Here is a 23,341-nt window from a genome sequence, read left to right on the forward strand (position 1 = left end):
TTCACAGATTGGTCAAAAGGATATTCAATTCAAGGTCATAGCCGGTTACACAACTGCGGCTTTAAGCCATCAGTTTGCTTGTATTTTCATTCATAGCTTGTGTAGGTGAAGGATTGAGAGACAACCAGTTTTGCAGCATTTGTTTTCCGTATTCCGTAAGCACAGATTCAGGATGAAATTGCACGCCCCGCACATCATAGAAACGGTGCCGCACCGCCATGATGCGCCCCTGCCCGTCTTCGGCAATTACCTCAAGGGTTTCATGGGGAAAGCCTTTGTGGTCAATAATCCAAGAGTGATAGTGGGCTGCTTGAAAAGAAGGAGGCAGGCCTTCAAACAGACGGTCTGCCACCAAAGGGCGCATAGGCGACGCAACGCCATGCAACACTTCGGGCAGGTTCGACAAGCACGCGCCGAAGGCTTCGCCAATGGCTTGATGCCCCAGACAAACGCCCAAAATGGACTTATGCGGGGCATAACGCCGGATGAGTGCCGGCATGATGCCTGCTTCGGAAGGCAAGCCCGGACCCGGCGACAACAATATTTTGTCGTAGGCTTCTACGGCGTTCAATGAAATTTCATCATTGCGAAACACCTCCACGGCTTCTTCCAAGCCCAACTCATAGAGCAGATGCACCAGGTTGTAGGTGAAAGAATCATAATTGTCCAATACAAGGATTTTCATAGCTGTTTATTTTTTAAAAATATCTTCTGCATACTGAATGGCCTGTTTCAAGGCAGCCAGCTTGTTATTTACTTCCTGCAATTCATTTTCTACCGATGACTTCGCCACAATGCCTGCTCCCGCTTGTGAATAAAGGCGATAGTTTTTGCTTAGAAATGAGCGAATCATGATGGCTTGATTGAAGTCACCATTGAAGCCCAAATAGCCGATGCAGCCACCGTAATATCCCCGGGCACCTTTTTCATAAGTATCGATCAGCTCCATTGCCCGGTATTTGGGGGCACCACTCAAGGTGCCGGCCGGGAAGGTGTCGGCCACCAGCTGCAAAGAAGGCACGCCGGGTTTCAAACGGGCACTTACCTTCGACACCAGATGAATGACATGTGAATAGTATTGTATTTCTTTGAACACCTCCACTTTCACGCCGGTGCCGTGCCGGCTCAGGTCGTTGCGTGCCAAATCCACCAACATTACATGCTCGGCATTTTCTTTAGGGTCGGCAAACAAGCGCTTGGCCTGCTCATAGTCGGCTTGGTCGTTGCCCGTACGGCGAAAAGTGCCGGCTATCGGGTAAATGCTTGCCTGCCCGTCCTTAATTACTATCTGTGCTTCCGGCGAAGAGCCGAACAGCTTGAAAGAACCATAATCAAAGAAAAAGAGATAGGGCGAAGGGTTGATGGAACGTAAGGTGCGGTACACATTGAACTCATCGCCCCGGAAAGGCTGCTCGAAACGGCGCGAAAGTACCAGCTGAAACACGTCGCCTTTTTGGCAGTGGTCTTTGGCGGCCTGTATGGCTGCCCGGAATTCGTCATCTGTGAAATTCGAAGTCTCCTGCCCTACTGTATAAAAAGGATAATGCGGCACGTTACGGTTTTCGATAATATCCAAGAACCGCTCCAGGTCACTTTCTTCGCCCTCCGGGCAGTGCTCAAGCACATACATTTCATCTTTAAAGTGATTGATCACAATCATAAAGCGAAAGCTCTGATACAACATCAAGGGAATACGCCGCTCTTCTTCCAGCACCTGCCCGAAGCGAATGTTTTCAAAAAACTGAACCGCATCGTAAGCCATGTAACCAAACAGCCCGTCGGTCACAAAGGGCAGGTTTTGACTTTCAACTTCAAAGCTATTTAAAAAATCTAACAAAGACTGCAACACTTGCTCACGCTGCTCCACGGGCTGTTGATGGGTGTTGCCATCAGGATAGGTGGTTTGTATTTCGTAATTGTGTACGGCAAAGCGGGCAATAGGTGCCACGCATATGTAGGAATAAGAGTTTTCGCCGCCGTGATAGTCCGAACTTTCCAACAACAGGGTGTTTACAAACTTATCGCGCAACTTCATGTATAAATTCACCGGGGTGTGGGTGTCTGCCAAGCGGCGATGCACACGTGTGCGCAGGCGATATTTTTTCTTCGTATTGGGGGGTGAAAGATGTATCATGATTTTTGTTTTTTGGTTTCCGGAAGTGAACAAACAAAAACGGCTCGCTGCTGTGAGCAACGAGCCGTTTTTTATACGCTAAACTATTATCATTTATGCGTCAGCTGTTCCATAAACATAGCACGTCGTTGCCCACAGCTTTTTTATTGCTGTGCCACCACCAACGTGCTACGATATGAACCAACTGCTTTTGCATACTAACTTTCAGCGTAAAGGTTTTAATGTAAAAGTGCCGTAGTAGAGTTGTTTAATTGTTACCGAAACAATATTTTCTCTGCTTGCTTGATGCAATGCTAATAAATATTCTTCTTACATGCAAAGAAATACCTCAATTTTTTTCAAAAACAGAACGCTTATATACTGATTATCAATGTTTTTTTAATACTTCGCATGGCGCCCATTCGCTCTTTGAAGACGCTTAAACCTTGATTGACCACACCGTGTACCGAAGAAATGCCCAAATCGACATAGGAAATGCCTGCCTCGCGGGCATAAGCATACATGGCAGACAACAAAGGCACCATAGGGCTGAATGCATAATAAAGCGGATGACAAGCCGGCAAGAAGTAGTATAAAACCTGCGGATGCACACGCAGGGCAAGGGTGGCAGCCAGCAATGCACCTTTGGCATCGCGCAATTCAAACACCTGCAATGCCTCTTGTGCAATATTCACCGAACGACACAGCCGCTCATAGCTGATGCTCAGAGGGATATTTCTTGCCTGCCTGTTCCGGCACAACAGCGCATAAAACTCCTGCCAATCGGTAAGCGCTGCCGCACGTCGATGCAACTGCCAGTCTTTTCGTTGTGGCATATGCAAGTAGCGGCGCTGCCCGCGGCTCATCAGTGCCCGTAATGGCCGGTCTTCCACGCGTAAGTAATGGCAAAGGTCTTCTACTATCTGCACGCGCCTGCTTAGCGCCTGCCATGCCCCGGCGGGGGGCGTGTACAAGGGGTAAAAGTCCGGGGGACAAGCCACCTGCCAAACCGCTGCTCCTTGCCCTTCCAAAAAGATCAAGGTTCGTTGTAACAGCTGCTGCCAGTCCGCAAGAGAGAGCCGGGCGCTTCCCTCCCATCCGCCAAAGGTCAAAAAGCGGGGACTAAAAAAACATTTCCGGGGACCTTCATATAAATATACGAGGGCATGCAGCCTGTTTCCGTCATGCGCCATGCCTGCAAACACCTTGCCCTCGGTGTAAGCCAGTGCATACGCCTCTTTACAAAAGAACGAAGGCACGAAAGCTTTGGGCATTGCCCTCAGCAAATGAGCGGCTTCCGGCACCGGCAAGAATTCAACTTGCATGCGTCGTATGTCTTTTCTTCAAAAACACCGATAATCCATAAAATACGGCACAAGCTGCCAAAGCCCCCACCAAAGCCCCCACCACGATATCGCTCAAATAGTGCTTGCCCAGATACACACGGCTGAAAGCCACCAGAGAAGCCCACCCCCACAATGCATGTATCCAGCGGCTCTGCTTTTGCCATAGAAGTACAAAAAAAGTAGCTATTCCAAAGGTATTGGCAGCATGAGAAGAAGCAAAGCCAAAACGCCCTCCACAGCCATCGGGAAGCAACAAATAAGGCTTCAAGGCCGCATCATGACAAGGGCGCAGGCGTTCGAAGAAGGGCTTCATAAAGGAAGAAGTAAATTGATCTGCCAGAAACACCACCAGCGCAATGGCCACCAGGTACCACAACAAGCCGGTAGAGCGGCGTTTCCATAACTGCCACAATAGCAGCAGGTAAAGCGGCAACCACGTCCACGTTTCCGAAGCGGCAGTCATAAGAGCATCTGCCCAGGCGGTATGATGGCGGTGCACCCACAGGATAAAGTGAATATCCCACTGTTCTATTTGTTGCAAAAAAGTATTCATTTATGAAAAGGCGTCTTCAAAATGTTCTATTAAATGCTGCCCCGAAGATACAAGCTTTATGGCAATAATGTCGAAGCGTATGTTGCCCTGCCACCCCCGCTCATGAATATAAGCCTCGGCTGCCTCCATGATACGGCTTGCCTGTGCCTTGTTCACAAACTGTTCCGGAAAGCCGAAAGCCTCGCTACGACGGCTTTTCACCTCCACAAATACCAAAATATTTTCCTTGCAGGCTATCAAATCCACTTCGTAGCGCTTATAGCGCCAATTGCGCGCTTCGATGTGGTAGCCTTTTTGCTGTAGAAAACGGGCGGCAAGTTGTTCGCCCTCGCGTCCCCGGCCGCGGCTTGTTTTTTTCATTTTTCCCGTATATTTGGCACGATTCGTTGAATTTAAAATTATGAAACGATGGCTACAAACTCCATGAAAGCATTGATTGAAGGATTTTCCGGACAACTTCAAAATGCCTTGCGCATAGCCAAAGAAGCCCGGTTTTCGTTTAACCCTTCCTCCATTCAACATATTGTAGTTACCGGCTTGGGCGGCTCAGGCATTGGCGGCAACCTGTTGCAGTTTTTTGCACAAGATTTGCTTGCCGTACCGGTGCTGGTCAATAAAACCTACAACCTGCCGGCATTCGTAGGACCGCACTCGTTGGTCATTGCCAGCTCTTTTTCGGGCAATACAGAAGAGACCCTGCATGCGCTGCAAGAAGCCATTGAGCGCAAGGCGCAAGTGCTTTGCATTACTTCGGGTGGTCAATTGCTGGAAATAGCCAAAGCCAAGGGCTTTGATTACATACAAATACCACAGGAAGCGCCCTGCCCGCGTGCCTTTTTGGGGTATTCTTTGGTGCAGCTCATGGCAGTGCTTAAACACTTTGTGCCGGCTTTCGACCTCGAGCATGAAGTGCTTCATGTATGCCAGCAGCTGGAAAACTACCGCACGCAAATACAAGCAGAAGCTCACCGGTTGGCTAAGCTCTTTCATAAGCGCTTGCCCGTAGTCTATGCCGATGAACGTTGGTATCCGGCCATCTTGCGCCTGCAGCAGCAAATCAATGAAAACGCCAAGCAGCTGTGCCATATAAATGTATTGCCGGAAATGAACCACAATGAGCTGGTAGGCTGGGGACTCGACAAAACGCACTATCAAAACATAGCCGTGTTGTTGCTGCGCAGCAACCTCGACCATCCCCGGGTAAAAATACGCATGGATATATGTAAACCTGTGTTTGCGGAAAAAGCGGCTCAGGTGTATGAACTAAGCACACACGGAAAGAGCTATTTTGAGCAAATGCTGTATGTCATTCATCTCTTCGATTGGGCATCGTTTTACCTTGCCGAACTGAACGGCGTGGATGCCTTCCCTGTTGATATAATCAATCACTTGAAAAGCAGTTTGGCCAACTATGAAAACCAAGCAAAATAGAGAAGTAGAGTTTCGTCATTTGGGTAATATAGACTATCAGGAAGCCTGGGATTATCAAAGCCGCCTCTTCGAAGGCATCGTGGAACAGAAGCGGACCAACTACGCCTTGCCTGCCGAAGAGCAGCGGCTCTGTCCCAACTATTTGCTTTTTTGCTCACACCCTCATGTCTTTACGCTGGGCAAAACGGGTAGCCTCCAACATTTGCTACTCAACGAGCAGCAAATGCGGGAAAAAGGCATCAGTTTTTATAAAATAAACCGGGGGGGCGATATCACCTACCATGGTCCCGGACAGATTGTAGGCTACCCCATCCTTGACCTCGATAACTTTTTCACGGACATAGGGCGCTATATCCGCAGCATCGAGGAAGTGATCATACGCACCCTTGCCGAATATGGCTTGGACGCCGGGCGTATCGAAGGGCTCACGGGCGTATGGCTGGGCTATAAGCCCGGCGAGGTGCCGCGTAAAATATGTGCCATTGGGGTGCGCACCAGCCGGTGGGTGACCATGCACGGCTTTGCTTTCAACATCAATACCGACCTGCAGTACTTCAACTACATTGTGCCCTGCGGCATCAGCGACAAAGCAGTTACCTCTCTTGCCAAAGAGTTGGGGCATGAGGTAAACATTCAGGAGGTGGAAGAAAAGCTCAAGCGCCATTTCGAAGCAGTCTTCGAATGCCGGCTGTTCGAAAAACACACTGCCACACGCTAAGCATAGAAAACTTTTGTACCGGTTCAGCCTGTTTTCTATAAAAAAGAAGTATCTATGAAAAAAGACATTGAATTCCCGAATGTTGAAGGAGTAAAGGTTGCCATTGTAAAAAAAGAGAACATTGCCTCACAAGACGAGTGGTATGTGTATATACTGAACACCAACCCCTACCCTATTCACACCATACTGATTACTGCCAAAGGATATGGCGAAATAGACGGTGAAAAAAGAAAAACCTCTACCTTACGCTATCATATAGAAGAGCTGCCGCCTGAAAGTTATGCCATGATAGAGCCCATTCATCCGGATGTTTTTTCTCTTTATAGCGAATACTGGGTAAGCTACTACGTTGACAAGCAAATATTTGACAAGAAGTATATTTTTCCGCCCGACTCCATTCAGGACGCACACCTTACGCTTATCAAACCGCTGAATATGCCGGGCATTTTACACGAATAAACCAAAAAGCACACTACTTATCTTGCTTTCCCGGTATTTTTTTGTATCATTTTTGTTGGCATTACGTATAACCTTTGTGTTTTTGACCTAAGCAACAATTAAACGCTTTCAACTAAAAAAAATCAATTGCCGTACTATGGAACAGAATAACAAATCACAAGAGAAACGCCAAGCGTGGCTCATCGGCATTATAGTTGTGCTTACCCTCACCAACTTAATTTTGCTCTATTTGTTCATTCAGCGCAATCAGGAGGTAAACCAGCAAGCTGTTGCCATCGAAGAATACCAGGAAGAGATAGACCAAACCTCTGCCAAGCTCGATTCCATCTCGCAAGAGCTCGACAAACGCATAGAAGAAGCCCGCGCCCTGAATCAAGATTACGAAGCCCTGCTGAAAGTAAAAGAGCAGCTGGAGCGCGACAAAGAGCAGCTTAAGAATGCCAATGCACGCATGCTGCGCGAATATGAAGAAAAGATAAAAGCCTACGAAGAGCTGCTCATTGCCAAAGACAAAGAGCTGGAAAAATGGCGCGAAATAGCCAATGAACTCAATGAAGAGGTAGTAGAAACGAAAAAAGAAAAAATGAAGCTGGTGGACTCCATCAGCAGTGTGCAAAAAGAAAAGCAGAAACTTGAACAAACCCTTGCACAGGCTGCCATACTGAAAGCTGAAGGCATTCGCATCCTGGCTCTCAACTCACGTGGGCGCGAACGCGAAGACGATGCTTACCGGGCACGCCAAATCGACAAAATAAAGATAGTATTCAACCTGGCAGAGAACAAAGCTGCCAAAGCCGGACCCCGCCAAATCTATTTGCGACTGATAGAGCCTTCCGGGGCGGTGCTGGTAGGACCCGACGGGGGCCGCTTTCAAGATGCGCAAGGCCAAAACTTGAACTACACCACCTTGAAGCAGGTGATGTATGACCAAAGCAGTCAAGAAGTAAGCATCATTTATGACAAAGGGGGCGAGTACCGCGAGGGCACCCACGTTATTGAACTCTACTGCGAAGGGCATTTGATTGGGCGCGGCTCTTTCGTAGTGAAATAAGTCCGTTGCTTTCCGTAAACTTATAAAGAGGGGCAAAAGCTCCTCTTTTTTATTTGTTTTAATAAAACAGAAAGCTTAAATTTGCACCTTGTTAAAACCAAAAAGGATTTTCAATCTATGGAATTCAAAAATCAGTACGAAACGGTATTCATTTTAACTCCCGTCTTGTCTGAAGATCAGATGAGGGATGCCGTTGACAAGTTCAGAAAAATCCTGACTGAAAACGGTGCGGAGTTAGTGCATGAAGAGAATTGGGGGCTGCGCAAGCTGGCTTATCCCATTCAGAAGAAAAAAACAGGCTTTTATCAGCTGTTCGAGTTCAAAGCAGGTCCTGAAATTGTCAATATTCTGGAAACAGAATATCGCCGCGATGAGCGTGTAATGCGTTATCTGACCGTAAAACTTGACAAATACGGTGTAGAATACAACGAAAAACGCAGAAAAGGCGAACTGAAACGAGTAGAAGAACCCCAAAACGAAGAATAAGCCATGACACTTATAAACGAACCTATTCATCAGGAGAAACGCAAGAAGGTAAAGAAGTACTGCCGTTTCCGCAAGTACGGCATCAAGTATGTAGACTACAAAGACCCTGACTTCTTGCTGAAGTTTGTGAACGAACAAGGTAAAATTTTACCTCGTCGCCTCACCGGCAACAGCCTTAAATATCAGAAGAAAGTGGCACAAGCCATCAAGCGTGCCCGTCACTTGGCTCTGTTGCCGTTTGTAGCAGATAACTTGAAATAAAAAAACCGTAAAGCGTCATGGAAATTATTTTAAAAGAAGATATTGCCGGATTGGGCTATAAAAACGACGTGGTGAAGGTAAAAGATGGTTATGCCCGCAATTACCTTATTCCCAAAGGATATGCTGTCATTGCCAACAAATCGAACCTTCGCCAACTGGAAGAAGAGCTGAAACAAGCTGCTCACAAAGCTGAAAAAATCAAAGCCGATGCCCAAGCTATAGCCGACAAAATCGGCAACTTGGTGCTTGAAATCAAGGCTAAGGCAGGCGAAAATGGTCGTATCTTTGGTTCTGTAACCACCGGCCATATAGCCGAAGCGCTCAAAGAAAAAGGATTTGACATCGACCGCAAGAAAATCTTAATTGTAGGCGAAGCCAAAACTTTGGGCGAATACAAAGCCATCATCGACCTGCACAGAGAAATAAAACACGAAATCACCTTCAAGGTAGTAGCCGAATAAAAAAGCATAGTGGCTACTGTTTGAAAAGAGGAGGCTATCTGTTGTCAGATAGCCTCCTTCGTTTTATTGCTTTATATGCCACAATAAAAAGAAAAAACAGCAAAGGTAGTTGCATAGTTTTTGCCCATTCCCTATTTTACTCATATGTCCCACCAACATAAAAACTATGTTAAGCGCATTTCAAAGACAAAAGATAGAGCACCTGTTCCGCTTTTACGACCAAGACAAAAGCGGATTTATTGAAGCAAAAGACATCGACACAATTGCCAACCGCTTTGCCGAAGAGTTCAGGTGGCGTATTGGTGAAGAACAAGACAAAAAGTTTCGCTCGCTGTTTCGTCAAGTATGGCGCAAACTGGTGCTTCGTTTCGACGAAAACGCCGATGAAAAGGTAAGCCCCGAAGAATTTTTGCAAGCCTACACGCAAAACCTGAGCAGCGAAGAAGCGTATCAAAAAAACGTTTTTCCTTTCATAGAAAAGCTTTTCCCTATACTTGACGGTGACAAAGACAACGCATGGACTCAAAAAGAGTTTCGCCGCTTCTACCGCTGCTTCGGGCAAAGCAACGAAGGGGCCGATGCTGCTTTCGAAGCCATGGACTTAAACGGTGACGGTCTCTTGCAGCAAGAGGAGGTATTCACTCACTTCCGTGCGTTTCACCTGAGTGAGTCAGCCGAAGACATAGGTAATCACTTCTTTGGAAAACTAAGCTAAACTGCTTCTGCTTACACGCCGTCCGAAGAGATAAACATAGCTTAAGCAGGCATGTTTATCTCTTTTTTCTTATCATTGTATCATAACGGAACGTATTTTTTTTATGATTATAGACGCCAATCAGTCTGCCGTGAAACACAGATACGACGAAGTCATCGGTGCCGTTATCATCGAAATCAAGGAACGAGCCAATAGCCCGGAGCTCAAAAAAGCCATGCGCACCATAGTTACTTTGTATCTGCCCAACGACCCTTTCCGGTGGCTGGTTGATGTGCGTTATGCCCAAAACTTACCCAATGATTTTTTTTACTGGCTGCCCGACTGGTGGCAAGAAGAGCTTCCCGAGATGCTTCCCCATCGGCATTATGTTGCCTATGTGCTTAATCCGAAAGTATTTAGCGACGCCGGTTTGCAAAGAGTCAATGCCAAGCTGGAACAAAGCCAAGGCACCAAGATAGCTAAGGAACGTTACTTTGCTTCTTTATTAAGTGCCCGTGCATGGCTTTTTCAGCAGGAAATCTAAAGTCGTATGTCCGCGCGGGCGTAACCACCAAATGCAAAGGCATATCGTGCTCCTCCAAGTCGGCGATGGCTTTTAGCGGTGGCAGTAAAGAAACACCGACACGCAAAGCATGAGGCAGGTGGCGCAAAAAGGCATCGTAATAGCCTTTGCCATACCCTACCCGCCCCCCACGCAAATCAAAAGCCAAGAGGGGGACAAGTACAACGTCTATGTTTTCAAAGTCGGAAGGCGCAAGCGCAGGCGCTGAATCCGGAGGTTCCGGCACCCCCCAACTGCTCAGCTGCAATTGTGCGTGAGGCAACAAACGGTAATGCTCCAAACGCCCCCCCTTCACCTTAGGCACTGCTATTTGCACATTGGGAAACGTCTGCTCCAAAAAGTGCAAGAGCGGCCGCATGTCGGGCTCACGTTGCCGTTCAATAGGCAGGAAGGTATGCAAATAGCGCACTGCCTGCCAATGGATAAGCGCTTGCAAGTGCTCAATCAAGGCTGCATTGAGGCGCCGGTACTCTGCTTCAGGCAATGCTTGCCGCTGCTGTTTTGCCCATGCCCGCGCTTCTTGCTTCGAAAGTGCTTCATTCATCCTGTCAACTGTTTTCTTTGAGAAGCAATACATCAGTCCGGAAAGGAATGAGCTTTTGCAATAACTGCTTCCAATATTCTTTTTCCCGGTGGTAAATGAAAAAAGTAAACAAGGAATCATGGCGTTCCTGTGGTACACCACCGGGAAACAAACGTTCATGCACCGACTGTATTTGGCGCACGGCCGTTTCTTCACGTTGCTTCACTGCTTTATAAAAGCGTTTCTCCAAGTCGTCTATTTGCTTCAAGGCTTGCACTTCATATGCCTTTACTTTTTTGTGAAGCGAGGCATCAACTGCATCAATTTCCGGCAACAACAAAGCATGCGCTTCCGTTATTTTGGCTCTGGCGCTGTCGAACACATCTGTTTCATGGACATGTGCTGCCAGCCATTCTTTTATCAGGGCATCTACCGGCCGGAAGAAATCCTGCGGCTGCAGAGCATTTTTTTCTATTTTACGCCAATCAGAGGGCGTAAGTACAAACAAAGAGTGCCGCAACCCCACCACAGGCATTTGTATGTGGGCATCCACTTGGCGCCAATAAGAAAACACCTTGCGTAATTGAAGCCAATAGGCAAGCTCACCGGGACCACCCATATAAACTGCATTCGGTAATATGGCCTGCTGATAAACCGGCCGCAGCATCACATTCGGGCTCCATGCTTCAGGCTCTTGCGTCACGGACTTCCGCAGCGCTTCGAGCGACCAAGCATATTGCCCCCCTACCGTTTGCCAATGTCCATCGCCGGTGCGTTTTACCCGCAAGCGCTCCCGGCCGGTCATATAAAACAAATTGATGTCGCGCACATGGGCTTGTATGGTTCCCCCTAAGCGCTCAATCAGCTCGTTTTGCCGGGCAACAGCCTCCTTGGTAGGCGCCTGCGTGAGCTCCTGCCAGACAATATCTTTCCATAACGACTTCAAGTCCCGATCGTCGCCATCCACAACAACCACGCCCAAATCGCCAAATAAGCGGTGTATGAGGCGGCGCGTAGCCGTTGCCCAACTGTCTCCTGCCCGGTACACCTGCGCCCAGCTTTGCAACTCTTGGGGCAGTTGCTCTATAAAATGTCCCATATCGGGCAGTATATAGCGCCCTACCGCACCGCTGTAGTCAGTTTGCCATTCGTAACGCTTTGCGTGAAAATAAAAATGGTTGACTTCATCCCAATCGTGGTCCTCGCTGGCCATCCAAAAAAGCGGCACAAACTCATATTGCGGCAAAGTAGTGGTCAAGAATTCAGCCATTCGCACCACTGATAAAATTTTATATGCCACAAACAAAGGACCACCCATCAAGCCCGGTTGGTGCCCGGTAGTCACAGTGAAAGTATTCGCTTGGCTTAATTTTTCTATATTTTGCTTCACCTTAGCGGGCAGCGGCATGGTGCCATACTGCCGCTCTATAGCCCGGCGAAGGATTTGCCGTCGTTGGTCGGAAAAATGACTATTTTCTATAAACGCCTTTACGCCTTCGATGGAATATTCATGCTCATAGAGGGGCCGCAAAGTGGCATCTTTTTCAATATATCGCAACACCCAGTCGCTATATAAAGCAGCCTGCCTTGCCGGCAAGTATTGACAATCATAAAGTTGTGTCTCTTCTTGACTAATATCCATAATCTTCGTCATCTTTTTGCGTTCTTTTCTGAAATGAATACATATAGGCTTTTCCTAAATCGAAAAAGCCAAACACATTGCGGTAGGCTTTGAATATATGGGCCGTGTTATCGGCATACATGGAAGCGAGCGCCTCCATCAGCTTGGCTTTGATAGCGGTTTCTTTTTTAAACACATCCATAATATTCACCTGGGGCAGCACCAATATATCAGCCTGTTCCGACGACACAATGGCATTATAAAGGCGGCGCTTTCCCGGTAAGAAAGCCTCACTGCCCAGCGTAACGCCCTCTTCTGCATAAGCCAATACTTCAAAAGTATCCTGTATGTCTATATTTAACTCTACACGCCCTTCTCTGATGAGGTACACGGCTTGTGCGGGGTCTTCCCGGAAAAAAATCACTTCATTTTTTTTAAAACTACGGGGGTAGAAATAAGGATAAAACTCCGCCAACTCGTGCTCATCCAAGCAGGCGAACAACTGCGAGCGGCTTAAAAAACGAAACATGGCACGCTGTGCAGGCGAATAAGTCTTTTTGAAGGGGTTGCGGAGCTTCATAGTATCTTTTATGCTTTGGGTGTCCAGCTTAAAAATAATACATTTTGTGTAGATGGTTTCAAGGCAAAACGCTCATCGAGACGCTGCCCTACCAACCAGACGATGCGTCCTTGGGCATCTTCTATCACATACTGACGTTCTTTTTCAAAGAGCGAAAGTTTTTTATTTATCAAAAAGTCGCTTACTTTTTGTTTTTTTCCCTTCATTCCCAAAGGGCAAAAGCGGTCGCCCGGCTGCCATAAACGCAGCTTTAAAGGGAAGGATAAAGCATCCATATCTACATGGGCAGTATGTGGGTCATGAGGAATGGTTGCGGGCAGCGCCGGCAAAGGCTCCCATCTTAGCACCCCAAAGGCAGCCGTGATGCTGCCGCGTAGCGCTTCGATAAGCAAGCCGTCAGCATGCACCTGCGCCTTGCGGGGGCGTATGAGCACTTCCTTGCGGTTAAGCAGCAGTTCATGCGTAGCCGTGTAAAAGACCGCCCCGCTCTGTCCCTCATTGCAAACGGAAAGCAGTTGCTCCACCAGGTCGAAAGAAACGCCATAAGACGCCAGCAATGCCTGCCACAAAGCCACTTTTCGTGGTACCTCTTCATAGCAGAAGCGAATGGTGCCATCGTCTTTTTCATAAATTGCCTGCCGGCGCCACCGGGCTACATAGGTCTCCCACACTTCTTCTATTTCCTGAATGCGGCAGGTAGTTGCCCATACAGCCTCTTCCACCTTGGGATTCAGCTTCCGCAGGTGCGGCACCACATGATGACGTATATAATTACGCCGGTACTTGTCTGTAGCATTGGAGCTGTCTTCCCGCCAAGTGAGTCCCCGGCGTTTGGCATAATCGATGATTTGCGCCCGCCCGGCAAACAGCAGCGGCCGCACCAAAGGTGCTTGCTTGGGCAGAATACCGTGCACGGCTGCAATTCCTCCTCCGCGGCTTAAACGAAACAAAACGGTCTCCAGCACGTCACCGGCATGGTGGGCAGTAGCTATGTAATCATAGCCCTCTTCTTTTAACAGCTTTTCAAACCAGGCATAGCGCAGCTCGCGTGCCCAGAGTTGTATGTTTCCCTCCGCCACCTCGTTTGCTTCATACAAGAAAAAAGGCACTGCCAGCTGTTCTGCCCAGCGGGCTACCCAAGCTGCATCTTGGTCCGATTCTTCGCCACGCAGCCGGTAGTTTACATGCGCGATGGCAAAGGTAAAGCCTGCTTCTGCAAACAGATGACTCATCACAACCGAATCCACGCCCCCGCTTACGGCAAGCAGCATTTTATCCTTTGGTGTGAAGAGTTTATTTTTGTCGATGAAGCGCAAAAAATTGTCAAGCAGCATAGCGCAATAAAAAGGATACGGTTTTTTTAACACCAAAGGTAAAAAATATGTTCACTCACAATACAAAGTTGCGGGTTCGTTATGCTGAAACAGACCGGATGGGCTACGCCTACTATGGCAATTATCTTGAATATTACGAAGTAGCACGTGTGGAAACGCTGCGTGCCTTGGGCTATCGGTACCGCCATTTGGAAGAAGAAGAGGGCATTATGATGCCGGTATTGGAAGCACATGTGCGCTACCGCAAGCCTGCTTTTTACGATGAAATGCTGACCATACGTACACACATCAAAGAAATGCCGGCGAGCCGTTTCCGTTTCGATTACGAGGTATTCAACGAGCAGGGCGAACTGATTAATGAAGGCTATACGGTGTTGGTCTTTGCCAAAAAAGAAAATGGACGCCCGGTACGTTGCCCCTCTGTGCTGCAAGAGTTACTCCTGCCCTATTTTCAAAACCAAGTCGGCATAGGAAATAAAATATAACGGGCGTACGTACTAAAAACAGAGCAATCTTTATCCTTGCAGGCTTTTCTTCTCTGCCATTAAGCTCTTTTGTCATTTTGAATGTCCCTTTATGTCATTTCGAGCGCAAGCAAGAAATCGCTTTGTTTCTTACAGCTTGCTTTGATGAGATCTTCTCACTCGCATTACTCGTTCGAGATGGCAAGCTACGTGAGGTTCGAAGAAACATGTTATACTTACGCTTCGCTCGAAAATGACAAGCCAACTTTCACTCCCTCGAGAACTGAAAGAACAGAATCGATATAATTTGGGCAAGAAAGCTATCTTTGAGTAACAATCCCAAAATAACAGCCGGTATTGATGTTATTTTTACCCGGCATCTATGAGTAGCACTCTCAAAGTAACCACACAAGCAAAAAAGGGGCTTTAAAGCCCCTTTTTCTTTATTGTCACTTTTGGCTCTACTCTATCACTACCCGCTGCGGAATAACACCCTCACTGCTTTCCAGCTGAATCCAATACAAGCCACTGCCATAGGCAGACAGGTCGATACTCATCTTTTTGGCTTTCACCGGAATGGAAGTAAGCGTCTTGCCACTTACATCCAGCACACGCACGCGGTACACGTCGGCTTTGAGCGTGGTCATATCCAGCATAAAAGCTCCTTGCGACGGGTTCGGGTAGAGCTTCACCTCTGCCGAAAGAGGCGACTCCAGAGCGGTTACTTCGGCTATGGTGGTAAAGCTTTTTTTCACCGGAGACGCTTGCAGAACATTGGCATCACTTTCGGCTACAAAATAAACATCGTAGGTAGTGCCGGGGCTCAATCCGCTCACGCTCATCACGGCATCCTGGTTGGCAGTCATGGCTACGGAAGCTGCTTTCAGGGCTGCACTTCCTCCGGCCCCTTGTCCGGCTTTCACCTCTGCCGCCGAAGGGGCAGTTGCTCCCGCTTCCAAAACCACCAAATAAGCAGTACCTGACTTGTCGGCTTTTACCACGCCATCAAATGCTTCATAAGTCACATTGGTAATGACGGGATAGCCATTGGCAAAGGCGGGCGGTTGTGGTGCCAGCGTGGTAAAGTCCACTTTCACCGGAGACGCTTGCAAAGTACCACTGCTGCTCTCTGCCACCACATACACATCATAGGCAGTGCTGTTGCTAAGACCGCTGAAGGCGATGCTCCCTTCTACATTTTGCGTTAAGGAAGTGTTGCTTCCTGCTGCTACAGGTGCAGCTCCCCCGGCTGCTTTTCCGGACTTCACTTCTGCCGCCGTCGGGGCAGTGGCACCATCGGGCACTACCACGGCAAAGGCTTTGCCGTCACGATCTATTTTAACCAACAAAGTAGCTGCTTCATCGCCAATTGTTCCCATTTTGGGATAGCCGGTTGCCCAGTTGGGGGTGTCAGGCGACAGGGTGGTTACATCCAGCTTGGTAGGAGCACTTTGCAGCCCACCGCCGGTAGCCTGTATGACCACATACACATCATAAGCTGTGGAGTTGCTCAATCCGGTAATGTCTATGAACGCCTCCGTATTGGCAGTAATCGAGACATTTCCTGAAGCTGCAGGTGTTCCGCCCCCGCTTGCTTGTCCATTTATCACTTCTTGTGAAGTAGGCGCTGCTGCTCCGTCAGGCACTACCACGGCATAGGCAGTACCATCGGTATCGGCTTTCACATTGATACGGAAGGAGGTCGTGCTAATATTGGAGATGTTCGGATAGCCGGCTGCAAACTGTGGTTCAGGCAGTGCCCGCACTACGATATCGTCGATGGTAAAGTTAGAGCCGCCTCCTACCCCTTCGTGCCGGATGGCTATATAAATATTTTGCCCGGCATAAGCTGCCAAGTCAACGGAAAATTTTTGAAACTTGCCGGTACCGGTGATATTTGTCGAATCAAGCAAGGGAGCAGAGCTAAAGTCTGCCACCGTATTGCCCGTAGTGGAAACGTACACTCTAATATCATTATCTGAAATGCCTATACCTACGGGCATTCCCCAGAATAGCAGTTCAGCGCCCGTAGAAGGAATGGGGATTTGAGGTGTAATGAGCCAGTTATCACTTACTGCCGCCCCGCTTTCTGTTACCCCTACAATAGTAATGGTATCGCGCCAATTAATTTTACTACCTTCTATTGTATTAACCTTATAAACGCCACGATAAACTTCCCAGGGGGTATTGTCTGTGTCAGTAGTATTGTTGTCTATATTACCCCAATTTGTAATACTTAATGCCCCGGTTTGGTTGTAATATGCCTCGAAGCTCTCACGAAAGACGAAAGGCTGCCCGTTGTTATATACATCCGTCAACACCCGTATTATTTCGCTTCTGTCCACTTCGTTGTTGCTTCCGTCATAGGCAATGACCCGGTAGTAATATTCGGTGGCTTCCTGCAGGTTGTTGTCGGTATAGCTGCCGGCAGCCGTGGCGTTGTGCACTTCTGTCGAGTCGCTGCCCAGCAGGTCATCCGAGGGGTCACCGGGGGTGCCGCCGTCATTTATGGAAGTGGCACGGTACACTTTGTAAGTAGCCGCTCCGGCAGCATCGTTCCATGCGATGTCCACGCTGTTGTGGGTGATGTTGGAGGCAGAGATTTTGAAGGGGATGGTTACACGAAAATATACACCCACACCGGAGGCGGAATTATATTCATCTAATTCATTGGTCCATACAATATAATAAGTATTACCGGCTTGAGCGGTGAACTTTAAGTAAGCACGAGGTTTCGAACTTTCATAGGTGGTAAACCCTTCTCCATCCGGATTTTGTATAAAATTTCCGGCAGAAGGTGTGCCCTGATAGACATAAAATATGCTATATTCGGGATTGTTGGTATTCACGGGTGTCCCATCCTTTTTCTTGTCAGATATCTCCACCTCTACAGTAGAAGTAGGCGTATATTTGAACCAGCGGCCACAAGTTGCACCATTGGTCGAATAGCCTGTACCATTATCATCCGGTGGTGTTTGACAATTGGCATCCGTAAAATCGCCGGAGAAATAAACACCCGGTCCTGTAATATCCACTGCATTGGTATAATCAAACCCTCCTTGTGCCCGGGCGCCCCAAGCCACAAAAAAGCACAAAAACACACTCCACAGCAGTGGAGGCAAGGCGTGGTTTCCTAAAGCTTTCGTTCGTTTCATAACTTTTCATTTTTAGTTTAGTTACCGATAAATACAGTCTTCTTATGAAAAGGTAATCAAATTTTGTGCTACGGACAAGATAATTATCTGCTTTAAAATGTAATATTTTTTCACTGCAATACACATGACGGGCGTTCTTTGTCTGCTTGGTTGTCTTTTTGTAAATTGCCATGCTATTCACCCATAAAACCATAAAAACCTATGGCACACAAAGCTGACATACTTTATGATGCAATCCCTGTGGTGGACTTGGCAGATTTCACCTCAGGTGATGCCGCCCGAAAAGCCAAGTTTGTAGAAGAGCTGGGCAAGGCTTTTCAAAATATCGGATTCGTGGCGGTGAAAAATCATGGCTTTACTGCCGACCGTCGCGAGCGCCTTTACGAAGCCGTAAAACGCTTCTTTGCCCTGCCTGACGAAGTGAAAATGAAGTACCACAAGCCGGAATTGGCCGGGCAACGTGGTTACACCCCTCGCAACCAAGAGCACGCCAAAGACCACCCCGTGCCGGACTTAAAAGAGTTTTATCAAATCGGGCAAGAAGACATCCGGCCGGAAGACAACCTCCCGGCCGAGGACTACCCGCCCAACATATGGCCCGAAGAGCTGCCGGAATTCAAAGAAGAGACCTTGCATGCCTTCCGTACGCTCGAGAAAGCCGGGCGCCAACTGCTGCGTGCCATTGCCCTTTACTTGGGCTTGGAAGAAGACTACTTCGAAGACAAAGTGGAAAAGGGCAACAGTATTTTGCGTACCATTCACTACTACCCCATTGAAAACCCGGATGCCCTGCCCCCCGACTCGGTGCGTGCAGCTGCTCATGGCGATATCAACCTGATTACCCTGTTGATGGGCGCCAGTGCCGAAGGCTTGGAGGTGCTCCGCCACGATGGCAAGTGGATTCCTGCCATTCCCAAAGAAGACGAAGTGGTGATAAACGTAGGCGACATGCTTTCGCGCCTGACCAATAACAAATTGAAATCGACCATTCACCAGGTGGTGAACCCGCCGCGTGAAAAGATGCATGAACCCCGCTATTCGATACCTTTCTTCTTGCATCCGCGCTCCGAAATGAGCCTCGCTTGCTTGGAGAGCTGCATCGATGAGCAAAATCCCAAGCAATATCCTGACATCACCGCCGGTGAGTTTTTGCGTCAGCGTCTGATTGAAATCGGCCTGCTGAAGAAATAGTGTTCATCTTGCGCGGGGGCGTTTTCTCGTGCAGAAGCGCCTCCCGCTTTTTTTGCTACTTGCTTAGTTTGCCCGTTCAAGAGTCATGCGCCACCTACGCTACTTCATCTTTTTACGCGACACCCTATGGATAGCCCTTACCTCCTTCGGAGGCCCACAAGCGCATATCTCACTTTTTTTCACCCAGTTTGTTGACAAACGCCGCTATATCAGCGAAGAAGAGCTCATAGAGCTGAACGCCTTGTGTCAAATACTGCCCGGCCCTACTTCCACGCAAACCATTACGGCTATTGGCTACCGCATTGGGGGACTGCCTCTGGCACTGCTTACGCTTTTTGTATGGACAGTGCCCACCGTGTCTATGATGATAGCAGCAGCACTTTTGCTCAATCGTCTGCAAGAACAAAATATTTCCCTGAGTTTTACCCGTTTTATTCAGCCCATGGCTGTGGGCTTCATAGCTCATGCCGCTTTGCGCATCAGCAAGAAAATTATCAAAACCAAAACGGCTCTTTTTTTGATGGTGGCTTCGGCAGCCATCTCTACTTGGGCATACCAGCCGTGGGTCTTTCCGCTCATTATCCTTGCCGGAGGGGTGGTTACGGCTTTCAAATTCGAAAAACAACCCCAAGAAGCGCATCGCCCGCTGCGTATCCGCTGGCGTTACTTTACGCTCTATGCCGGGCTTTTTGCAGGCTTGGCACTGGCTGCCGACATCAGCAACTCTTTCAGCCTGCGCATATTGACGAACTTCTATCGCTTGGGCTCGCTCATTTTTGGTGGTGGGCAGGTGCTGGTGCCTATGATGTACGGTGAGTTTGTAAAATTCAAACACTTGCTTAACGGCAATGAATTTCTTACGGGCTATGCCATTGCCCAAGCCATGCCCGGGCCCACTTTCTCCTTCGCCTCGTATGTAGGGGCGCTGGCTATGCGCAACTACGGACCTACGGGCAGTATCTGGGGCGGAATCTTGGCGGCAACCGGTGTTTTTCTGCCCGGCACCTTTCTTATCTTTTTTGTCATACAGTTTTGGGATGAATTGAAAAAATACCGTCCCGTGCGGGCTTCGCTCGAGGGTATCAATGCCACCAGTGCCGGATTGGTGATTGCAGCGGCCATTCTGCTCTTCTTCCCCCTTATAGAAAGCCCGAACCTGCGCCTTTTTTGGAATATATTCTTTGTGGCAGGCACTTTTCTGCTCTTGCAATACACCCGCATTCCCGCCCCGCTGATTGTGGTGCTGGGGGTTATTTTGGGCTTCATCATCAAGAGTTCGGGCGTGTAAGATGCCCGCTTTTTTTGTACCTTTGCCCAAACATAGCCCTATCCCTTTCAGTTTGAATCATAAACACAAAAATTATGGCACAAGAAACCATGCAATTTCAAAAAAAGGTAAAAGCGGACCTCTTCGAGTCGCCGGACTTTTACAACATAGACGACCTGCTCACCGAAGAGCATAAAATGATACGCCAGGCGGTGCGTGACTTCGTAAAGCGGGAAATCTCGCCTTATATCGAAGATTGGTATGAAAAGGCGCATTTCCCCTATGAAATCGTGCGCAAATTTGGCGAGCTGGGGGTGTTTGGTCCCACCATTCCGCAGGAATACGGCGGCGGCGGGCTTGATTACATCGCCTATGGTTTGATGATGCAGGAAATCGAACGCGGCGACTCAGGTATGCGCTCCACTGCCTCGGTGCAAGGATCATTGGTAATGTACCCTATTTATAAGTTTGGTTCAGAAGAGCAACGCCGAAAATACTTGCCCAAGCTGGCATCGGGTGAGTGGCTCGGTTGCTTTGGCTTGACAGAACCCGACTTCGGCTCGAACCCCGGTGGCATGAAGTCACACTTCAAAGACATGGGCGATTATTATCTGCTCAACGGTTCAAAGATGTGGATTTCGAATGCCCCCATGGCTGACGTGGCGGTAGTATGGGCTAAGAACGAAGCCGGACGCATCAAAGGTTTGATTGTGGAAAAAGGAATGGAAGGCTTCAGCGCCCCGGAAATCCATGGTAAATGGTCGTTGCGTGCCAGCACCACCGGCGAACTGGTCTTCGACAACGTGAAAGTACCCAAAGAGAACCTGTTGCCCGGTGCCGATGGCTTGTCGGGTCCCTTGCAATGCCTCGATTCAGCCCGTTACGGTATCTCTTGGGGTGCCTTGGGCGCTGCCATGGACTGCTACGACACCGCCCTGCGTTATGCCAAAGAGCGCATTCAATTTGACAAGCCTATTGCCGCCTTCCAGCTTACACAAAAGAAACTGGCCGAGATGCTTACCGAAATTACCAAAGCACAGCTCGTTTGCCTGCGTCTCGGACAGCTGATGAACGAAGGCAAAGCCACTTCGGCGCAAATATCGCTTGCCAAGCGTAACAATGTTGAAATTGCCCTGCGTGTAGCCCGCGAAGCACGTCAGATATTGGGCGGTATGGGCATTACCAACGAATACCCCATCATGCGCCATATGATGAACCTCGAATCGGTAGTAACCTATGAAGGCACCCACGATATCCACCTGCTGATACTGGGCGCCGCCATCACAGGTATTCCGGCTTTCAAATAACAGGCTTTTCCTTTTCTTTATTGTTGTGGGGGCACCTGTCCATACTTTTGGCAGGTGCTTCTTTTTTTCGGACAAAATGCTTTTCTTTAAAAAAGAAAATGCAAACAATTGCTGCCTATGCTTATTGAGAGGTTTACTTTTTGGCTTTTTTTATGGTTTACGGGCGCCTTTTTCAGTGCCGGCAAAGCACAACACTACTTCCCGCAGAAATACGAGTTCCGGGCAGTGTGGGTAGCTACCCTCAACAACATCGACTGGCCCTCGCGGCGGGGGCTTCCGCCCGAAGAGCAGCGAAAAGAATTTATAGCCTTGCTCGATACACTGCAGAAGTATCATTTCAATGCGGTGATAGTGCAAGTACGCCCCACGGCCGATGCTTTTTATCCGAGTCAATACGAACCTTGGTCTGCTTACCTGACAGGCACCCAAGGCGAAGCCCCTTATCCCTACTATGATCCTTTGGCCTTCATGGTAGAAGAAGCCCACAAACGCAACATAGAGTTCCACGCCTGGTTCAATCCCTATCGTGCCGTGTCGAACCTGCAAGCCGCCCAAGTCCACGACGAGCACATATCAAACAAGCGTCCCGCCTGGTTTTTCGACTACAACGGAAAGAAATACTTCAACCCGGGCATTCCTGCCGTGCGCGACTACATCGTACGCCTTATTCAGGAAGTAGTCGAAAACTACGATATCGACGGCGTTCATTTCGATGACTACTTCTATCCCTATCAGGTCCCCAAAGAGAAAATAGATGATTATGCCACTTATCTGCGCTATGGCAAGAAGCAGTTCAACAGCATTCACGACTGGCGCCGCCACAATGTCGATTTGCTGATTCAAGCCATTCACGACAGCCTGCAGCGCAAAAAGCCACATGTTAAATTTGGCATCAGTCCTATCGGCGTGTGGCGCAATGCCTCGCAAGACAGCCTCGGCTCTGCTACCAAGATATGGTACGCCTCTTATGATGCTCTCTATGCCGACAGCCGGAAATGGCTTCGCGAAGGCTGGATTGACTACATAGCGCCACAGCTTTACTGGAGCACCCGTTCGCGCTACGGCAATTATAACGTATTGGTGCCTTGGTGGCACAAAAATTCTTTTGGCAGACACGTTTACATAGGGCATGCGCTCTATAAGGTAGATGGCGAAGACGGAGGCGATAGCACCTGGCACGACCCGCAAGAGCTGCCACGCCAATTGCGCAAAAAAATGGCTTACGATGCCATCAAAGGCAGTATTTTCTTTTCTGCCAAACACCTTTACCGCAACCCCTTCCATATTTTGGATTCCCTGGCACAATATTACTACCGTTATCCCGCTCTGCCTCCTCCCATGCCTTGGAAAGACAGCATTCCTGCCCTGCCGCCGCCAAAGCTGAATGTGCACATGACCTCGCAAGGTGTGAAACTGCAGTGGCAAACGCCCCCGCTTGCACCCGACGGCGACCCGGCCGCTTACTATGTGTTGTATCGTTTTCCGCTTACAGAAACCGTTGATCTGAGCCGCCCGGACCGCATCGTATATATAGGGAAAGAAGAACATTTTACCGATACGGACACCCGGCATTTGCCTGCCGTATATGTTGTGACCGCCTGTGACCGCCTGCACAACGAAAGCCGTCGTTATGCTTCGGCAATAGCCGAGCCGCTCACCATCTATGGCAGCCCTCGCCCCGAACAGCTGCCCATTCCTTACCGCAAGTATTAAGCTAAGTGCCCGGCAAGCCATATAAGACAC

The 23,341-nt window shown here is 48.6% G+C and carries 24 protein-coding genes; 14 read left to right on the top strand and 10 right to left on the bottom strand.

The features are described from left to right. Window positions 1–61: 61 nt before the first annotated feature. From QVE43_RS02170 to QVE43_RS02190, 5 genes are all read right to left on the bottom strand, one after another. Window positions 62–685, bottom strand: coding sequence for an aminodeoxychorismate/anthranilate synthase component II (locus QVE43_RS02170; RefSeq protein WP_288004078.1), 624 nt, complete (start codon window positions 683–685; stop codon window positions 62–64). 6 nt (window positions 686–691) lie between these two features. Next, complete coding sequence (locus tag QVE43_RS02175; RefSeq protein WP_288004079.1) at window positions 692–2,134, bottom strand: anthranilate synthase component I family protein; 1,443 nt, start codon at window positions 2,132–2,134, stop codon at window positions 692–694. A gap of 353 nt (window positions 2,135–2,487) precedes the next feature. Beyond that, complete coding sequence (locus QVE43_RS02180; protein WP_288004080.1) at window positions 2,488–3,438, bottom strand: GNAT family N-acetyltransferase; 951 nt, start codon at window positions 3,436–3,438, stop codon at window positions 2,488–2,490. Next, on the bottom strand, window positions 3,428–4,012 hold the full coding sequence (locus tag QVE43_RS02185; RefSeq protein ID WP_288004081.1) for a phosphatase PAP2 family protein: 585 nt from the start codon (window positions 4,010–4,012) through the stop codon (window positions 3,428–3,430). Before QVE43_RS02185 ends, QVE43_RS02180 begins: the two co-directional genes overlap by 11 nt. Beyond that, window positions 4,013–4,372 carry a YraN family protein gene (locus tag QVE43_RS02190; RefSeq protein WP_288004082.1) on the bottom strand — a complete coding sequence of 120 codons (360 nt, stop codon included), beginning with the start codon at window positions 4,370–4,372 and terminating at the stop codon, window positions 4,013–4,015. Between the two features lie 63 nt (window positions 4,373–4,435). Here QVE43_RS02190 and QVE43_RS02195 point away from each other — a divergent pair, with 63 nt between their 5' ends. The 9 genes from QVE43_RS02195 (at window position 4,436) to QVE43_RS02235 (ending at window position 10,117) form a co-directional block, all read left to right on the top strand. Next, entirely contained in the window at window positions 4,436–5,443 is a 1,008-nt protein-coding gene (locus QVE43_RS02195) for a bifunctional phosphoglucose/phosphomannose isomerase (RefSeq protein WP_288004083.1), read from the top strand. Continuing rightward, the gene (lipB, locus tag QVE43_RS02200; protein ID WP_288004084.1) at window positions 5,424–6,161 is read left to right on the top strand and encodes a lipoyl(octanoyl) transferase LipB; all 738 of its coding nucleotides are present in this window, start codon (window positions 5,424–5,426) and stop codon (window positions 6,159–6,161) included. Before QVE43_RS02195 ends, lipB begins: the two co-directional genes overlap by 20 nt. A 54-nt stretch (window positions 6,162–6,215) precedes the next feature. Further along, a complete protein-coding gene (locus QVE43_RS02205; RefSeq protein ID WP_038029364.1) occupies window positions 6,216–6,620 on the top strand; it encodes a hypothetical protein in 405 nt (134 codons plus the stop codon). Window positions 6,621–6,756: 136 nt separating this feature from the next. Continuing rightward, on the top strand, window positions 6,757–7,671 hold the full coding sequence (locus tag QVE43_RS02210; RefSeq protein WP_288004085.1) for a hypothetical protein: 915 nt from the start codon (window positions 6,757–6,759) through the stop codon (window positions 7,669–7,671). 117 nt (window positions 7,672–7,788) lie between these two features. Next, the gene (gene rpsF, locus QVE43_RS02215; protein WP_038029363.1) at window positions 7,789–8,157 is read left to right on the top strand and encodes a 30S ribosomal protein S6; all 369 of its coding nucleotides are present in this window, start codon (window positions 7,789–7,791) and stop codon (window positions 8,155–8,157) included. A 3-nt stretch (window positions 8,158–8,160) separates the two neighbouring features. After that, complete coding sequence (gene rpsR / locus QVE43_RS02220; protein WP_038029361.1) at window positions 8,161–8,418, top strand: 30S ribosomal protein S18; 258 nt, start codon at window positions 8,161–8,163, stop codon at window positions 8,416–8,418. A gap of 17 nt (window positions 8,419–8,435) precedes the next feature. Continuing rightward, on the top strand, window positions 8,436–8,879 hold the full coding sequence (gene rplI, locus QVE43_RS02225; RefSeq protein WP_038029360.1) for a 50S ribosomal protein L9: 444 nt from the start codon (window positions 8,436–8,438) through the stop codon (window positions 8,877–8,879). Between the two features lie 166 nt (window positions 8,880–9,045). Beyond that, window positions 9,046–9,594, top strand: a complete 549-nt coding sequence (locus tag QVE43_RS02230; RefSeq protein ID WP_288004086.1) for an EF-hand domain-containing protein — start codon at window positions 9,046–9,048, stop codon at window positions 9,592–9,594. A gap of 103 nt (window positions 9,595–9,697) precedes the next feature. Continuing rightward, window positions 9,698–10,117, top strand: coding sequence for a hypothetical protein (locus tag QVE43_RS02235; RefSeq protein ID WP_288004087.1), 420 nt, complete (start codon window positions 9,698–9,700; stop codon window positions 10,115–10,117). Here the strand turns inward: QVE43_RS02235 and QVE43_RS02240 are convergent. Genes QVE43_RS02240 through tilS form a run of 4 tightly spaced genes read right to left on the bottom strand, consistent with a single transcriptional unit; the run spans window position 10,053 to window position 14,151 of the window. Beyond that, complete coding sequence (locus tag QVE43_RS02240; protein ID WP_288004088.1) at window positions 10,053–10,700, bottom strand: 5-formyltetrahydrofolate cyclo-ligase; 648 nt, start codon at window positions 10,698–10,700, stop codon at window positions 10,053–10,055. The two genes, QVE43_RS02235 and QVE43_RS02240, sit on opposite strands and share 65 nt — an antisense overlap. Window positions 10,701–10,704: 4 nt before the next feature. Continuing rightward, window positions 10,705–12,333, bottom strand: a complete 1,629-nt coding sequence (bshC, locus tag QVE43_RS02245) for a bacillithiol biosynthesis cysteine-adding enzyme BshC (protein WP_288004089.1) — start codon at window positions 12,331–12,333, stop codon at window positions 10,705–10,707. After that, the gene (locus tag QVE43_RS02250; RefSeq protein WP_051633081.1) at window positions 12,311–12,880 is read right to left on the bottom strand and encodes a Crp/Fnr family transcriptional regulator; all 570 of its coding nucleotides are present in this window, start codon (window positions 12,878–12,880) and stop codon (window positions 12,311–12,313) included. The genes bshC and QVE43_RS02250 overlap by 23 nt, the downstream gene beginning before the upstream one ends. A gap of 8 nt (window positions 12,881–12,888) precedes the next feature. Further along, a complete protein-coding gene (tilS, locus tag QVE43_RS02255; protein ID WP_288004090.1) occupies window positions 12,889–14,151 on the bottom strand; it encodes a tRNA lysidine(34) synthetase TilS in 1,263 nt (420 codons plus the stop codon). A 110-nt stretch (window positions 14,152–14,261) separates the two neighbouring features. Here tilS and QVE43_RS02260 point away from each other — a divergent pair, with 110 nt between their 5' ends. Then, window positions 14,262–14,699, top strand: coding sequence for a thioesterase family protein (locus QVE43_RS02260; protein WP_288004091.1), 438 nt, complete (start codon window positions 14,262–14,264; stop codon window positions 14,697–14,699). A 440-nt stretch (window positions 14,700–15,139) separates the two neighbouring features. Here QVE43_RS02260 and QVE43_RS02265 read toward each other — a convergent pair whose 3' ends face one another. Further along, window positions 15,140–17,833 (bottom strand): T9SS-dependent choice-of-anchor J family protein, encoded by a 2,694-nt coding sequence (locus tag QVE43_RS02265; RefSeq protein WP_288004092.1) that lies wholly within the window; start codon window positions 17,831–17,833, stop codon window positions 15,140–15,142. A 201-nt stretch (window positions 17,834–18,034) separates the two neighbouring features. Here QVE43_RS02265 and QVE43_RS02270 point away from each other — a divergent pair, with 201 nt between their 5' ends. From QVE43_RS02270 to QVE43_RS02285, 4 genes are all read left to right on the top strand, one after another. Further along, window positions 18,035–19,024 (top strand): isopenicillin N synthase family oxygenase, encoded by a 990-nt coding sequence (locus QVE43_RS02270; RefSeq protein WP_288004093.1) that lies wholly within the window; start codon window positions 18,035–18,037, stop codon window positions 19,022–19,024. A gap of 85 nt (window positions 19,025–19,109) precedes the next feature. Beyond that, window positions 19,110–20,312, top strand: a complete 1,203-nt coding sequence (gene chrA, locus QVE43_RS02275; protein WP_288004094.1) for a chromate efflux transporter — start codon at window positions 19,110–19,112, stop codon at window positions 20,310–20,312. A 74-nt stretch (window positions 20,313–20,386) separates the two neighbouring features. Further along, a complete protein-coding gene (locus QVE43_RS02280; RefSeq protein ID WP_288004095.1) occupies window positions 20,387–21,598 on the top strand; it encodes an acyl-CoA dehydrogenase family protein in 1,212 nt (403 codons plus the stop codon). Window positions 21,599–21,715: 117 nt separating this feature from the next. Then, window positions 21,716–23,311 carry a glycoside hydrolase family 10 protein gene (locus tag QVE43_RS02285; protein WP_288004096.1) on the top strand — a complete coding sequence of 532 codons (1,596 nt, stop codon included), beginning with the start codon at window positions 21,716–21,718 and terminating at the stop codon, window positions 23,309–23,311. Window positions 23,312–23,341: the final 30 nt, after the last annotated feature.

This window comes from Thermonema sp. (assembly GCF_026003375.1).
Classification (GTDB): domain Bacteria; phylum Bacteroidota; class Bacteroidia; order Cytophagales; family Thermonemataceae; genus Thermonema; species Thermonema rossianum.